Annotated in this window: 12 protein-coding genes; all 12 read left to right on the plus strand. The window is 45.4% G+C overall.

Features of this window, described 5'->3' with window-relative positions:
• Nucleotides 1-580 precede the first annotated feature (580 nt).
• Nucleotides 581-1,504: a LysR family transcriptional regulator gene (locus tag ACE2AL_RS08395; RefSeq protein ID WP_206082352.1), complete on the plus strand. Its 924-nt coding sequence runs from the start codon at nucleotides 581-583 to the stop codon at nucleotides 1,502-1,504.
• 1,099 nt (nucleotides 1,505-2,603) lie between these two features.
• A complete protein-coding gene (locus tag ACE2AL_RS08400; RefSeq protein ID WP_206082351.1) occupies nucleotides 2,604-3,047 on the plus strand; it encodes an NADH-quinone oxidoreductase subunit A in 444 nt (147 codons plus the stop codon).
• 18 nt (nucleotides 3,048-3,065) lie between these two features.
• Nucleotides 3,066-3,740 carry an NADH-quinone oxidoreductase subunit B family protein gene (locus ACE2AL_RS08405; RefSeq protein WP_004912254.1) on the plus strand — a complete coding sequence of 225 codons (675 nt, stop codon included), beginning with the start codon at nucleotides 3,066-3,068 and terminating at the stop codon, nucleotides 3,738-3,740.
• Nucleotides 3,741-3,814: 74 nt separating this feature from the next.
• Entirely contained in the window at nucleotides 3,815-5,617 is a 1,803-nt protein-coding gene (nuoC, locus tag ACE2AL_RS08410) for an NADH-quinone oxidoreductase subunit C/D (protein WP_371006958.1), read from the plus strand.
• Nucleotides 5,618-5,619: 2 nt separating this feature from the next.
• Nucleotides 5,620-6,168 carry an NADH-quinone oxidoreductase subunit NuoE gene (gene nuoE / locus ACE2AL_RS08415; protein ID WP_206082349.1) on the plus strand — a complete coding sequence of 183 codons (549 nt, stop codon included), beginning with the start codon at nucleotides 5,620-5,622 and terminating at the stop codon, nucleotides 6,166-6,168.
• Complete coding sequence (nuoF, locus tag ACE2AL_RS08420; protein ID WP_206082348.1) at nucleotides 6,165-7,523, plus strand: NADH-quinone oxidoreductase subunit NuoF; 1,359 nt, start codon at nucleotides 6,165-6,167, stop codon at nucleotides 7,521-7,523. Before nuoE ends, nuoF begins: the two co-directional genes overlap by 4 nt.
• An 89-nt stretch (nucleotides 7,524-7,612) precedes the next feature.
• On the plus strand, nucleotides 7,613-10,345 hold the full coding sequence (gene nuoG, locus ACE2AL_RS08425; protein WP_375084242.1) for an NADH-quinone oxidoreductase subunit NuoG: 2,733 nt from the start codon (nucleotides 7,613-7,615) through the stop codon (nucleotides 10,343-10,345).
• Entirely contained in the window at nucleotides 10,345-11,322 is a 978-nt protein-coding gene (gene nuoH, locus ACE2AL_RS08430; protein WP_206082346.1) for an NADH-quinone oxidoreductase subunit NuoH, read from the plus strand. The genes nuoG and nuoH overlap by 1 nt, the downstream gene beginning before the upstream one ends.
• A gap of 14 nt (nucleotides 11,323-11,336) precedes the next feature.
• Complete coding sequence (gene nuoI / locus ACE2AL_RS08435; protein ID WP_004259834.1) at nucleotides 11,337-11,879, plus strand: NADH-quinone oxidoreductase subunit NuoI; 543 nt, start codon at nucleotides 11,337-11,339, stop codon at nucleotides 11,877-11,879.
• Nucleotides 11,880-11,891: 12 nt separating this feature from the next.
• Entirely contained in the window at nucleotides 11,892-12,428 is a 537-nt protein-coding gene (gene nuoJ / locus ACE2AL_RS08440; protein WP_206082345.1) for an NADH-quinone oxidoreductase subunit J, read from the plus strand.
• Nucleotides 12,425-12,727 carry an NADH-quinone oxidoreductase subunit NuoK gene (gene nuoK / locus ACE2AL_RS08445; protein WP_004912233.1) on the plus strand — a complete coding sequence of 101 codons (303 nt, stop codon included), beginning with the start codon at nucleotides 12,425-12,427 and terminating at the stop codon, nucleotides 12,725-12,727. The genes nuoJ and nuoK overlap by 4 nt, the downstream gene beginning before the upstream one ends.
• Entirely contained in the window at nucleotides 12,724-14,565 is a 1,842-nt protein-coding gene (nuoL, locus tag ACE2AL_RS08450) for an NADH-quinone oxidoreductase subunit L (RefSeq protein ID WP_272539643.1), read from the plus strand. Before nuoK ends, nuoL begins: the two co-directional genes overlap by 4 nt.
• Nucleotides 14,566-14,581 lie beyond the last annotated feature (16 nt).

Consider the following 14,581-nt stretch of genomic DNA (forward strand, 5'->3'; position numbering starts at 1 on the left):
CTTTTGGTGTGTAAATATAAAAAAAAAGGAAAAATAACAGTTGAACTAAAAAATTGTATCAAAATGTAATATTAAGCCTAGATTCGTTAGTTTAGTCATAAATTTCACTGCATATTGCCCTTTTTTTATATTTTTTTGACCGTTTTTGTTAGTAATATTGATTGTTTTGCTCAATAATTTTTAATTAAACATATACTTAAAATACATAACGCATTGAAATTTAAGAGCGTAAAAAAATAGTGAAATGAATTTTATAATGTGCTTACATTAAAATAATTGCGATTACATTAAATATGTTACTATTTAGCGGTACTTTATAAAGCGTTTCTTTAATCAGATTCTGTAAGAGAATACACTTTTTGTTAACACTATTTTTGATTGATTGGCAGTACCCTGTTTATACCAGCATTGATGTTATTCGTTAATAACGGGTTGGTTATAACTAGATAAAATAATGAGTAGTCATTGCAAATCTAAGGATTAGAGATGCACTAGATGAGTAGTATTAAATTATATCGCTGATTCTCATGGAGGAGAGCAGAACACCAGGTAACATAAATATTATATAAGAGAATGAACGATGATAAATTCCAATCGTCCCATCATGAACTTAGATCTGGACTTGCTGCGTACGTTTGTTGCAGTCGCTGATCTAAATACATTCGCAGCTGCGGCTGCAGCAGTGTGTAGAACGCAATCTGCGGTAAGCCAGCAGATGCAGCGTTTAGAGCAACTTGTTGGCCGTGAGCTTTTCGCTCGTCATGGGCGTAATAAACTCCTCACAGCGCATGGTTTACAATTACTGGGTTATGCACGACAAATCTTGCGTGCTAATGATGATGCAACAGCATCATTAACCTATAACGATGCTGAAGGCGAATTACGTATCGGTGCATCTGATGACACTGTTGATATCCTTTTGCCATTTTTGCTAAATCGTATCGCTTCTGTGTACCCACGCATTGCGGTTGAAGTTCGCATTAAGCGTGCTCAATTTATTGAATCAATGCTGGATAACCATGAAATCGATTTAGCATTAACAACAGCGCGTATTAGCCATCACCCAAAAACGGCATTAAGAACCGTGCCAGTGCTATGGCATAGCTCGCCTGATTTCCAATTACGTCATAACGAGCCGATCCCATTAGTTGTAATGGATGAAACTAATCCATACCGCAAACTTTGCACGCAAGCATTGGATGACGCAGGATTACCATGGCACATCGCCTATGAAGCCGCGTCGCTACCTGCAGTACGTGCTGCAGTAACAGCGGAAGTCGGGGTGACTGCACGCCCAATGGAAATGCAAAATGCGGATTTACGTATTTTAAATGAAACAGATGGTTTGCCGCGTTTGCCTGATATTCAATATTGGCTATATAAGAATGCAGATGAGCAGAAAGATTTTGTTTTGACCGTCTTTAGCGCCATTGAAAACAAAAAAATTCCTTATGTTGCTGCATCGGCAAGTGAACTTGCTGATGGGAGCGAAATGAATAATTAATCGTTTCAGGTGATATTAACTGACTGTTAATATACGCGAGTATACAACGAATAAAACGGTAATTCCTATTTTTTTAGGAATGCCGTTTTTTTTATATCAAAAATTTGCATAAAAAAAGTGTGGGTAAAATATTTGCAATCTAATTATTTTACGCAAATGCAATGAGCGGCTCAATTCAAAGAAATATATCGACTAAAGTGATATTTACTAGGGGAAAGTATAACCATGATAAGCTAGGGGAAATGCCATTCTTTTTTGGATGCATCTATCTACAGAGTAAGATGCTTCGTAACTGAAACGATTATTTAATACTGATGTGTTAAATTTTCAATATTGGGGAGAGAGTATAAGAAATCATTTTAAAACAAGGTATAAATATTGAGCGATGGTTTTGAGAAATCGTTATCAAGTTCAAATTTATCATTTTTTTATCGATTTCAGTACACAAAACCTGCAATTAACCACTTAATAAGTATGGTTAAATGTTGAAGACCATGAAATAATTGTGATGTAGTTGGCAGAACCTGAATTTCATTTTTTAGTTAACAACTTGTTACGCTATTAACAATCTTTTTTTGCTGAATTGATAAAATAGCACTGGATTGTCAGCGGGTTAGTGAAACTGTTGAGTAAAAAAGCGTTACATGTTCTTAAAGTAAAATTGAACGTCATGTAAACAAATTGAGTACTTTTTCAATAAATCTGTGCGTTAGATCAAATAAAAAGCGCAATTTTTCATCTGTTAAGACAGGTTTTTCCTGCGATAATAGTGTAGTAAAAACGAATAATCAGTTAAACTAGTTTGAGTGTTTACTTGTGTTTCATTACACTGACACGTTTTAGCAGATCATGAGTACTTTTTGTTATTTTAATGTTTTTTGTGTGTGAGTTTTTTGTAACAAATACGGGTTATTTTACCTAATTTGGGTAAAGTAAATTGTAATGAGAGAGGACAAACCAAACGCAGTCATCAGACTGATTTATGTTTGGTGATGATTTTTGGTCTTTCTTCTCGATTAACTGGGCAATTGTGGTGCAATACTGCCGTGTTGTAAAAAAGAGCAGTTTACGCACCATAAGTAATGAGTAAGCAACGAGTATGTCTACATCAATCCTAGCGTTAGCCCATAACTGGGCGTTTGCGATATTCCTTATCGGCACTATCGGTCTTTGTGCTTTCATGTTGGTCGCAGGTCACTTCTTAGGTAGCCGCGCCAAAGCCAGAACAAAACATGTTCCTTACGAGTCAGGTCTTGATTCGGTCGGTAGTGCACGTCTTCGTATGTCTGCTAAGTTCTACTTAGTCGCCATGTTCTTCGTTATCTTCGATGTTGAAGCCATGTTCTTATTTGCATGGTCAGTTGCCATCCGCGAAGCGGGTTGGGTTGGTTTCATCGAAGCCGCGATCTTTATTTTGGTATTGTTGGCGGGATTGTTTTATCTGGTTCGCGTAGGAGCATTGGATTGGACTCCAGTCCGTTCCCGCGGAAAAGTGAAGCATCCTAGTGAAGTTATTAAAATCAGCAATCGTCATCCGCAGTAAAAAGCGAGGCATTATACAATGGATTATACGCTCACCCGCATAGATCCGAACGGTGAGAACGACCGTTACCCACTGCAAACCCAGGAAATCGTAACAGATCCTCTGGAGCAGCAAGTTGAAAACAGTGTGTACATGGGGAAACTTTCTCATGCACTTCACGATGTGGTTAACTGGGGGCGCAAAAACTCTCTATGGCCATATAACTTTGGTCTTTCATGTTGCTATGTAGAAATGGTGACTTCGTTCACGGCTGTTCATGACGTAGCCCGTTTTGGTGCGGAAGTACTTCGTGCTTCACCTCGTCAAGCCGACTTCATGGTTGTTGCAGGAACCTGTTTCACAAAAATGGCGCCTGTTATTCAACGTCTGTATGACCAAATGCTCGAACCAAAATGGGTTATTTCCATGGGTTCATGTGCCAACTCTGGTGGCATGTATGACATTTATTCTGTGGTACAAGGCGTCGATAAGTTTATCCCTGTAGATGTGTATATCCCAGGTTGTCCACCACGCCCAGAAGCCTATATGCAGGCTCTGCTTCTGTTGCAAGAATCTATCGGTAAAGAGCGTCGTCCGCTCTCTTGGGTCGTTGGAGACCAAGGGGTTTACCGTGCCAATATGCAATCAGAAAGAGAAAGAAAGCATGGTGAACGTATCGCAGTGACTAACCTGCGTACACCAGACGAAATTTAAGGCTTAAAGCCATACAGCGTAACAGAGCAATGTTGTTGCGAAATAATAAACCTGATCAAGCGTTATGGTGAAGAATGATGACAGATCAGATAGCGCAAGCGAGTAGTACCCAGCCAGGATGGCAGACGCAGGATCATTTAAATGACCCTGTGCTTCTGGAACTGCGCAATCAATTTGGGCCGGATGCCTTTTCTGTTCAAGCAACCCGCACTGGTATGCCAGTGATATGGGTTCGTCGTGAACAATTACTGGAAGTTGTCGATTTCCTGAAAAAATTACCGAAACCGTATGTCATGTTATTTGACTTACACGGGGTAGATGAACGTCAACGAATTCACCGTCAAGGTCTGCCAGAGGCAGACTTTAGTGTTTTCTACCACATCATCTCCATCGACCGTAACCGCGATATCATGTTAAAAGTCGCTCTTAATGAGAAAGACTTAAACGTGCCTTCTGTGGTTTCACTGTTCCCGAATGCGAGTTGGCATGAGCGTGAAGTGTGGGATATGTTTGGGATCACCTTTCAAGGTCACCCAAATCTGCGTCGCTTGCTGATGTCACCAAACTGGGAAGGTCACCCACTGCGTAAGGATTACCCTGCGCGTGCAACTGAGTTCGACCCCTTTGTTCTGACGAAACAGAAACAAGATCTGGAAATGGAAGCATTGACTTTCAAACCAGAAGAGTGGGGCATGGCGCGTGGAAATGAAAACGAAGATTTCATGTTCCTGAACTTAGGGCCTAACCACCCATCATCACACGGTGCGTTCCGTATCGTACTGCAACTTGATGGTGAAGAAATTATCGACTGTGTGCCAGATATCGGCTACCACCATCGTGGTGCTGAGAAAATGGGTGAACGCCAGTCATGGCACAGCTACATTCCATACACTGACCGCATCGAGTATCTCGGCGGTTGTGTGAATGAAATGCCATACGTGTTAGCCGTTGAAAAACTGGCTGGCATCGAAGTGCCTGATCGCGTGAAGACCATTCGTGTCATGCTGTCTGAGCTATTCCGTATCAACAGCCACTTGCTGTATATCAGTACGTATATCCAAGACGTCGGTGCAATGACGCCTGTATTCTTTGCGTTTACTGACCGCCAAAAAGTGTATAACGTGATTGAAGCGATCACGGGTTTCCGTATGCACCCAGCATGGTTCCGTATCGGTGGTGTTGCACACGATTTACCGCGTGGTTGGGAAAAACTGCTGCGTGAGTTACTCGACTGGCTGCCAAAACGTTTAGAATCTTATGTCACGTCAGCACTGAAAAACTCCATCTTAAAAGGCCGTTCAATTGGTACAGCAATGTACAACAAAGAAGAGGCTCTAGCTTGGGGGGTAACAGGTGCAGGTTTACGTGCAACAGGTGTTGATTTCGACGTGCGTAAATGGCGTCCATATTCAGGCTACGAAAACTTTGAATTCGATATTCCTATCGCACACAACGGTGACTGTTATGACCGTGTGATGATCAAAGTGGAAGAGATGCGCCAGAGTATCCGTATTCTTGAGCAATGCTACAAGAATATGCCAGAAGGCCCATTCAAAGCCGACCATCCATTGACGACACCGCCACCAAAAGAGCGTACGTTGCAGCACATTGAAACCCTGATCAACCACTTCTTGCAAGTGTCTTGGGGCCCTGTGATGCCTGCGAATGAATCATTCCAGATGGTTGAAGCCACGAAGGGTATTAACAGCTACTACCTGACCAGTGATGGCAGCACCATGAGCTACCGCACACGTATTCGTACTCCGAGTTATGAGCACTTACAGCAAATTCCTTCGGTGATCAGAGGTAGTTTAGTTTCGGACTTAATCGTCTATCTGGGTAGTATCGATTTTGTAATGTCGGATGTGGATCGCTAACCATGCATAATGAACATAACGAAAATGAGAAGCACAACGAGCTCAATGTCGTGAATGTGTTTGAACCGCAAGTCAATCATGGCTTTGTCTTAACAGAGAAAGAGCGTGCAGAGATTGAAGGTGAGAAACACCACTACGAAGATGCGCGTGCTGCCTCAATTGAAGCACTAAAAATTGTGCAAAAAAACCGCGGTTGGGTTGAAGATGGGGCTATCCATGCGATTGCTGACGTCTTAGGCATTCCAGCCAGTGACGTTGAAGGGGTGGCCACATTCTATAGCCAAATCTTCCGTCAGCCAGTAGGTCGCCACATTATTCGCTATTGCGACAGTGTTGTTTGCCATATTACAGGTTATCAGGGCTTAGAAGCTGAGATCATTAAACAGCTGAATATTCGCCCAGGTCAAACAACAGCTGATGGCCGCTTTACGTTGCTGCCAACCTGTTGCTTAGGTAACTGTGACAAAGGTCCAACGATGATGATCGATGAAGACACTCACAGCTACGTACAACCTGAAAATATTCAAAAATTACTGGAGCAGTATCCATGACAAATTCTGTTAATCCAGTGATCCGTACTGCCGAAACTCATCCTCTAACATGGCGTTTGCGTGATGACAATCAGCCTGTTTGGTTAGATGAGTACCGTAGTAAAAACGGATACAAAGGTCTTGAGCGTGCGCTTAAAGGCATGGCGCCAGATGAAGTTGTGAATCTCGTGAAAGACGCAGGCCTGAAAGGGCGTGGTGGCGCGGGCTTCTCAACAGGTCTGAAATGGAGCCTGATGCCAAAAGACGAAAACATGAAACTGCGTTACTTCTTATGTAATGCGGATGAAATGGAACCAGGTACTTATAAAGACCGTCTATTGATGGAACAACTGCCTCACCTGTTAGTTGAGGGGATGATAACAGGGGCTTATGCACTGAAAGCCTATCGTGGTTATATCTTCCTGCGTGGTGAATACGTTGAAGCCGCACAAAACCTGCGCCGGGCCATCGAAGAAGCCAAAGCAGCGGGTCTATTAGGTAAAAATATCCTCGGTTCTGGATTCGATTTCGAACTGTTTGTGCACACGGGTGCTGGGCGTTATATCTGCGGTGAAGAAACTGCGTTGATTAACTCCTTAGAAGGTCGCCGTGCAAATCCACGTTCTAAACCACCATTCCCTGCAACATCAGGTGCTTGGGGTAAACCGACTTGCGTAAATAACGTCGAAACTATCTGTAACGTGCCTGCAATTTTAGAGCACGGTGACCAGTGGTATATCGATTTAAGCGCAGGTAAGAGTAAAGATGCCGGCACAAAACTGATGGGCTTCTCTGGCCGTGTGAAAAACCCAGGTCTGTGGGAATTACCGTTTGGTACCACAGCGCGTGAAGTGCTTGAAGACTACGCGGGTGGGATGCGCGATGGCTTGAAATTAAAAGCATGGCAGCCAGGTGGGGCAGGGACAGACTTCCTGACCAATGACCACCTCGATTTACCGATGGATTTCGAAAATATTGCTAAAGCAGGCAGCCGTTTAGGGACTGCATTGGCGATGGCAGTTGATCATGAAATCAACATGGTTTCGTTAGTGCGTAACTTAGAAACCTTCTTTGCGCGTGAATCTTGCGGTTGGTGTACACCTTGTCGTGATGGATTGCCGTGGAGTGTGAAAATTTTACAAGCACTGGAAAAAGGCGAAGGTCAACCAGGCGATATTGAAACATTAGAGCAACTTTGCCGTTTCTTAGGCCCAGGTAAAACCTTCTGTGCTCACGCACCAGGTGCAGTTGAACCGCTGCAAAGTGCTATCAAATATTTCCGTGATGAATTCGAAGCGGGTATCTCGCAAAAAGATCTGCGCAATTTAGTGCAGATTGCAGGTATTCAGCCAAACCTGCTGAAGCAGCGCTGGTAATCGTTTCGCGATTGAGCAACCGCGAACGAGATTTTTCACGAAGAACGTATTTTTGATTAACGCCTGCTTTATGCGGGCCTTTGGGAAGCATGCTGACTATGGCTACAATATATGTAGACGGCAAAGAATATGACGTTAACGGGTCTGAAAACCTGTTACAAGCCTGTCTTTCTCTCGGGCTAGATATTCCTTATTTTTGCTGGCATCCAGCGCTGGGAAGCGTTGGCGCTTGCCGCCAGTGTGCGGTTAAGCAGTATCAGAACGCGGATGATACCCGCGGTCGCCTAGTAATGTCTTGTATGACACCGGCAACGGAAGGCACCTTCATCTCTATTGATGATGAAGAAGCCAAGCAATTCCGTGAAAGTGTTGTAGAATGGCTGATGACCAACCACCCACATGACTGTCCAGTCTGTGAAGAGGGCGGTAACTGCCACCTGCAAGATATGACGGTGATGACTGGCCATAACATGCGTAAATATCGTTTTACGAAACGCACACACATTAACCAAGATCTGGGGCCTTTCATTAGTCATGAAATGAACCGCTGTATCGCGTGTTACCGTTGTGTTCGTTACTATAAAGATTACGCAGATGGCACGGATTTAGGGGTTTATGGAGCTCACAACTACGTGTACTTCGGTCGTACAGAAGACGGCACGCTGGAAAGTGAATTTTCTGGCAACTTAGTCGAAGTCTGCCCGACAGGGGTATTTACTGACAAAACCCACTCTGAGCGTTATAACCGTAAATGGGATATGCAATTTGCACCAGGTATCTGCCAACAGTGCAGTATCGGTTGTAATACTAGCCCAGGTGAACGTTATGGTGAAATTCGCCGTATCGAAAACCGTTATAATGGTTCTGTTAACCACTATTTCTTGTGTGACCGAGGTCGCTTTGGTTACGGTTACGTTAACCGCAAAGACCGTCCACGTCAGGCTGTCTTGAACAAAGATGGTGTTAAACAGGTTATCTCTGCTATTGAAGCAATGCAAAGCGGTGCGCAAATTATCAATCAAGCGAAAAAAGTGATTGGTATTGGCTCTCCACGTGCAAGCATTGAGAGCAACTACGCATTACGTGCATTAGTGGGTGCAGAAAACTTCTATTCTGGTATCTCCACAGGTGAGCAAAGCCGTTTAGCGCTGATGCAAAATATTCTGCAAAATGGTGGTATCTATACCCCAACGCTGCGTGAAGTTGAAGGTTACGATGCGGTACTGGTTCTGGGTGAAGATTTAACTCAGACAGGTGCACGTATGGCACTTTCTGTTCGTCAAGCGGTGAAAGGTAAAGCACGTGAAATGGCCGCCGCACAGAAAGTGGCTGATTGGCAAATCGCGGCAATCATGAACATTGGTCAACATGCGAAATATCCGCTGTTTATCACCAACGTTGATGATACCCGCTTAGACGATGTTGCGGCTTTTAATTACCGTGCACCAGTTGCTGACCAAGCGCGTTTTGGTTTTGCTATCGCCAATATGATTAACGGTGAGGCGCCTGCGGTTAACGACTTGCCAGCGGACCTTAAAGCGAAAGTGGAAACCATCGCACAAGCCCTTTCAAGCGCTAAAAAACCACTGATTATCAGCGGTAGCCACAGCGCGAGCGATGCGATGATCCAAGCGGCAGCCAACGTGGCATTTGCACTGAAAGCCAAAGGGGCGAATGTCGGGTTATCTTACTTAGCCTCTCATGCGAACAGCTTCGGTTTATCGATGATGAACGCACAGCCATTAGACAGCGCATTAGCTCGCATTGAAGCGAACGAAGCGGATGTGGCTATCGTTATCGAAAATGACCTTTACCGTCACAGCAGTGTGGATGCAGTCAATAGCGCATTAGCGAAATTGAGCCACCTGATTGTTGCTGATCACCAGCAAACTGACATCATGGATAAAGCAACGCTTGTTCTGCCAGCGGCGAGTTTCGCAGAAGCAGACGGTACGTTGATTAACCAAGAAGGTCGCGCACAACGTTTCTTCCAAGTTTTCGACCCAACTTATTACGACAAAACTATCGTGATGAACGAAAGCTGGCGCTGGATGCACTCGCTGCAAACAGAAGCGCAAGAACGTGATGCAGATTGGTCGCAACTTGACCATGTGATTGCTGACTGTGTGGCTGCATTACCGCAATTTGCGGGTATTGTGGATTCAGCACCGAAAGCCTCATTCCGTATCCGCGGACAAAAATTAGCGCGTGAGCCGCATCGTTACAGTGGTCGTACAGCAATGCTGGCGAACCAATCTGTGCATGAACCACGCCAACCGCAAGATATTGACTCTCCATTTGCTTTCTCAATGGAAGGGAACAACAGCCCAACCGCACCACGCCAGCAAATTCCATTTGCATGGGCGCCAGGTTGGAACTCACCTCAAGCGTGGAATAAATTCCAAGCGGAAGTCGGTGGCCATTTATTATTTGGTGACCCTGGTGTGCGCCTGTTCAATTCAACAGAAAGTAAATTGGCTTACTTCACTGATATTCCAGCAGCTTACCAAGCAGCGGATGCGCAGTGGGTAGTCGCGCCGTATTACCATCTGTTCGGTAGTGATGAAATGTCACAGCGTTCAGAGGTGATTCAACAGCGCATGCCAGAGCCTTATATCATGCTGAGCACGCAAGATGCTGCGGCACTTGGTTTGGCAGCAGGGACAAAAGCTGAGTTTAGCCATGCAGGTCAAGGATTTAACTTGACTGTACGCATCAGCAACAACCTGTCGACAGGTCAAATTGGCTTACCATTAGGGATGCCAGGTATCGCACCTTCAATGGCTGGCGTGTCAGTCAATAATCTGCGGAGGGGAGCATGATGGATTGGATTTCTCCTGAAGTGATGGAAGTATTAATTTCCATCCTCAAATCTGTCGTCATTTTATTGGTTGTTGTGACTTGTGGGGCTTACATGAGTCTGGGAGAGCGCCGTATTCTCGGTCTGTTCCAGAATCGTTATGGCCCAAACCGCGTTGGCCCGTTTGGGATGGGCCAGTTAATCGCCGACATGTTCAAAATGCTGTTTAAAGAAGACTGGATCCCACAGTTCGCGGACAAGAAAATCTTTACGCTAGCGCCAGTTATCGCATTTTGTTCACTGTTCCTTGCATTCGCCATCGTACCTGTCAGCCCGACTTGGCACGTAGCAGACTTAAACATTGGGATTTTATTCTTCCTGATGATGGCTGGTTTAGCGGTGTATGCGGTTCTGTTCGCAGGTTGGTCAAGTAACAACAAATATTCATTATTAGGGGCGATGCGTGCTTCGGCACAAACCGTCAGTTACGAAGTGTTCTTAGGCTTATCTTTAATGGGCGTAGTCGCACAAGCGGGTTCATTCAACCTGATTGATATTGTGAACTCCCAAGAAGGCATGTGGAACATTATTCCTCAATTCTTTGGTTTTTTGACCTTTGCGATTGCGGGCGTTGCGGTATGTCACCGTCACCCGTTTGACCAACCAGAAGCAGAACAAGAGATTGCGGATGGTTACCACGTTGAATACTCAGGGATGAAGTTCGGTCTGTTCTTCGTTGGTGAGTATATCGGTATCGTAACGGTTTCTGCCCTGATTGTGACGCTGTTCTTTGGTGGCTGGCATGGCCCGTTCCTGCCGTCATTCTTGTGGTTTGCTATCAAAACTGGCTTCTTCATGATGATGTTCATCCTGATCCGTGCCTCTTTACCGCGTCCACGTTATGACCAAGTGATGTCTTTCGGCTGGAAAATTTGTCTGCCATTGACGCTGCTTAATCTGCTGGGTACTGCAGCAGTGATTTTATACAACGCTCAGTAAGGGGTGATTGAACCATGACATTGAAAGAGTTATTGGTCGGTTTCGCCACCCAAGTACGTAGTATTTGGATGGTCGGCCTACATGCGTTCGATAAACGCGAAACGCAAATGTATCCAGAAGAGCCGGTTTATCTGCCACCCCGTTACCGTGGTCGTATCGTGTTAACCCGCGATCCAGACGGTGAAGAGCGTTGTGTTGCGTGTAACTTATGTGCTGTTGCTTGCCCAGTGGGATGTATCTCACTGCAAAAAGCGGAGCACGAAGATGGACGCTGGTATCCGGAATTTTTCCGCGTTAACTTTTCGCGTTGCATTTTCTGTGGTCTGTGTGAAGAGGCTTGCCCAACGACGGCAATCCAATTAACACCTGACTTTGAAATGGCCGACTGGCGACGTCAGGATCTGGTTTACGAGAAAAATGACCTGTTGATTTCAGGTCCAGGTAAATATCCTGATTATAACTTTTACCGTAAATCGGGTATGGCGATTGCAGGTAAAGACAAAGGTGAAGCGGATAACGAAGCGAAACCGATTAACGTCAAAGACCTGTTGCCATAAGGAGCGATATTCATGGAATTTACATTTTATATCGCCGGTCTGGTTGCAATACTTGCAACTTTGAGGGTGATAACGAATACCAACCCGGTGCATGCACTGTTGTATCTGGTTGTTTCTCTGCTGGCACTGTCAATGGTGTTCTTCTCACTCGGCGCGTATTTCGCGGGTGCGCTGGAAATCATCGTTTACGCAGGTGCCATTATGGTCTTGTTTGTGTTCGTCGTCATGATGCTGAACCTAGGCCGCTCTGTGCAAGAACAAGAGCGGGCTTGGCTAACGCCGAAAAACTGGATTGGTCCAGCGGGTTTATCCGCAGTGTTACTGGCTATCCTGGTTTACGGCATCACTTCTTTATCTTACGAGAAGGGCATTGATGGCACGGTGATTGGGGCGAAAGAAGTCGGTATCAGCTTGTTCGGGCCATATGTTCTGGCTGTTGAACTTGCTTCACTGCTGTTATTGGCAGGTATCGTCGTCGCATTCCATGTTGGACGTGACCGCAAAGAAAACGGTGCTGACCTTGTTAGCATTGCGGAGGAGCAAAAATGATACCTCTAGAACATGGTCTGATTTTAGCGGCAATTCTATTTGTGATGGGGCTTAGCTGCCTTGTTATCCGCCGCAACTTGCTTTTCATGTTGATCGGACTGGAAATCATGATTAACTCAACTGCACTGGCATTTGTCGTTGCAGGGAGTTTTTGGGGGCAACCAGACGGCCAGATTATGTATATCTTGGCAATCGCACTGGCTGCAGCGGAGGCGAGTATTGGATTGGCGTTGTTACTGCAACTCCATCGTCATCGTCAGAACCTGAATATTGATAAAGTCAGTGAGATGCGCGGATGAACCTACTCTATTTAACTATTCTGTTGCCTTTACTGGGGTCGGTGTTGTTAGCCTTCTCCCGTGGACGCTGGTCAGAAAACGTTTCGGCCATTATTGGTGCGGGGTCGGTCGGCTTAGCTGCCCTCGTCGCATTCTATGCTGGTAACGAATTTTTAGCTCAACCCGACGCTGGTGTGTTTATTCAGCCACTTTGGACTTGGATGTCTGTCGGTACCTTTAATATCCCATTCACCCTGATGTTAGATGGTCTGTCACTGACTATGTTAGGTGTGGTAACGGGTGTGGGCTTCCTTATTCACGTGTATGCCTCTTGGTATATGCGTGGCGAGGAAGGTTACTCACGTTTCTTCGCTTACACCAACCTGTTTATCGCGAGCATGGTGGTTTTAGTCCTCGCCGATAACATGATGCTGATGTATCTCGGTTGGGAAGGGGTAGGGCTGTGCAGTTACTTGTTGATTGGTTTTTATTACACTAATCCAGATAACGGCAAAGCCGCGATGAAAGCGTTCTTTGTGACGCGCATCGGTGACGTGTTCCTTGCTATCGGTATGTTTATTCTGTGGAATGAACTGGGCACACTGAATTTCAGCGAAATGGCGGTGTTAGCACCTCAGAAATTTGCTGAGGGTTCAAGCGCAATCAACTGGGCAACCTTGATGTTATTAGGTGGCGCAGTCGGTAAATCTGCACAGCTACCATTACAAACATGGTTAGCTGATGCGATGGCGGGCCCAACACCAGTTTCTGCACTGATCCACGCCGCAACCATGGTAACCGCGGGTGTCTACTTAATCGCACGTACCCATGTTCTGTTCCTGTTAGCGCCTGAAGTATTACACTTAGTCGGCGTTGTGGGTGCGGTAACACTCGTACTGGCAGGTTTTGCAGCAGTGGTCCAAACGGATATCAAACGTGTCCTCGCTTATTCAACCATGAGCCAAATTGGTTATATGTTCTTGGCTCTGGGTGTTCAAGCTTGGGATGCGGCGATTTTCCACCTGATGACGCACGCTTTCTTCAAAGCATTGTTGTTCCTGTCAGCAGGTTCGGTGATCCTCGCTTGCCACCACGAGCAAAACATCTTCAAAATGGGTGGGTTGCGTAAGCAAATTCCATTCATTTATGCTGTGATGTTAATCGGCGGAAGCGCACTGGCAGCATTGCCACTGTTTACCGCAGGTTTCTACAGTAAAGATGCGATTTTGTGGGGAGCTAAGCTTGATGGACAGACTGTGTTGCTGTGGGCAGGTATCCTCGGTGCATTAATGACTGCAATTTATACCTTCCGTATGATTTTCATCGTGTTTCATGGTGAAGCAAAAATCAAAGCGCACAAGGTTAAAGGCATCACTCACACATTGCCACTTGGCATTCTGGCTATCCTTGCAACGTTTGTTGGTGCATTAATCCACCAACCATTAGAAGGGGTGTTCCCAGCGGAAGCCGCAGGAAGTGAAGACGGTAAAGTCTTACTTGAAGCGATTTCGGGCGGGTTTGCAATCGCAGGTTTGTTGATTGCGGTATTCCTCTATCTGTTCAGACGTTCCATTGTTGATGCTATCGCGAAAACGGCGGTTGGCCGCTTCTTCAGTGCTTGGTGGTACCAAGCATGGGGATTCGACTGGCTGTATGATGTAGTCTTTGTGAAACCGTTTAAAGGTATTGCATGGCTACTGGAAAGCGATCCGATTAACTCACTGATGAATATTCCTGCACATCTTTCACGTTGGGCAAATAAAGGACTTGCAGTGAGTGAAAACGGCCAGATCCGTTGGTATGTTGCCTCATTGGGGCTGGGTGCAGTGCTGATTCTTGCTCTGCTGCTTTTGGTTTAATTAAGGGACACATTGC

Source organism: Providencia xihuensis, from assembly GCF_041953405.1.
GTDB classification, from domain to species: domain Bacteria; phylum Pseudomonadota; class Gammaproteobacteria; order Enterobacterales; family Enterobacteriaceae; genus Providencia; species Providencia vermicola.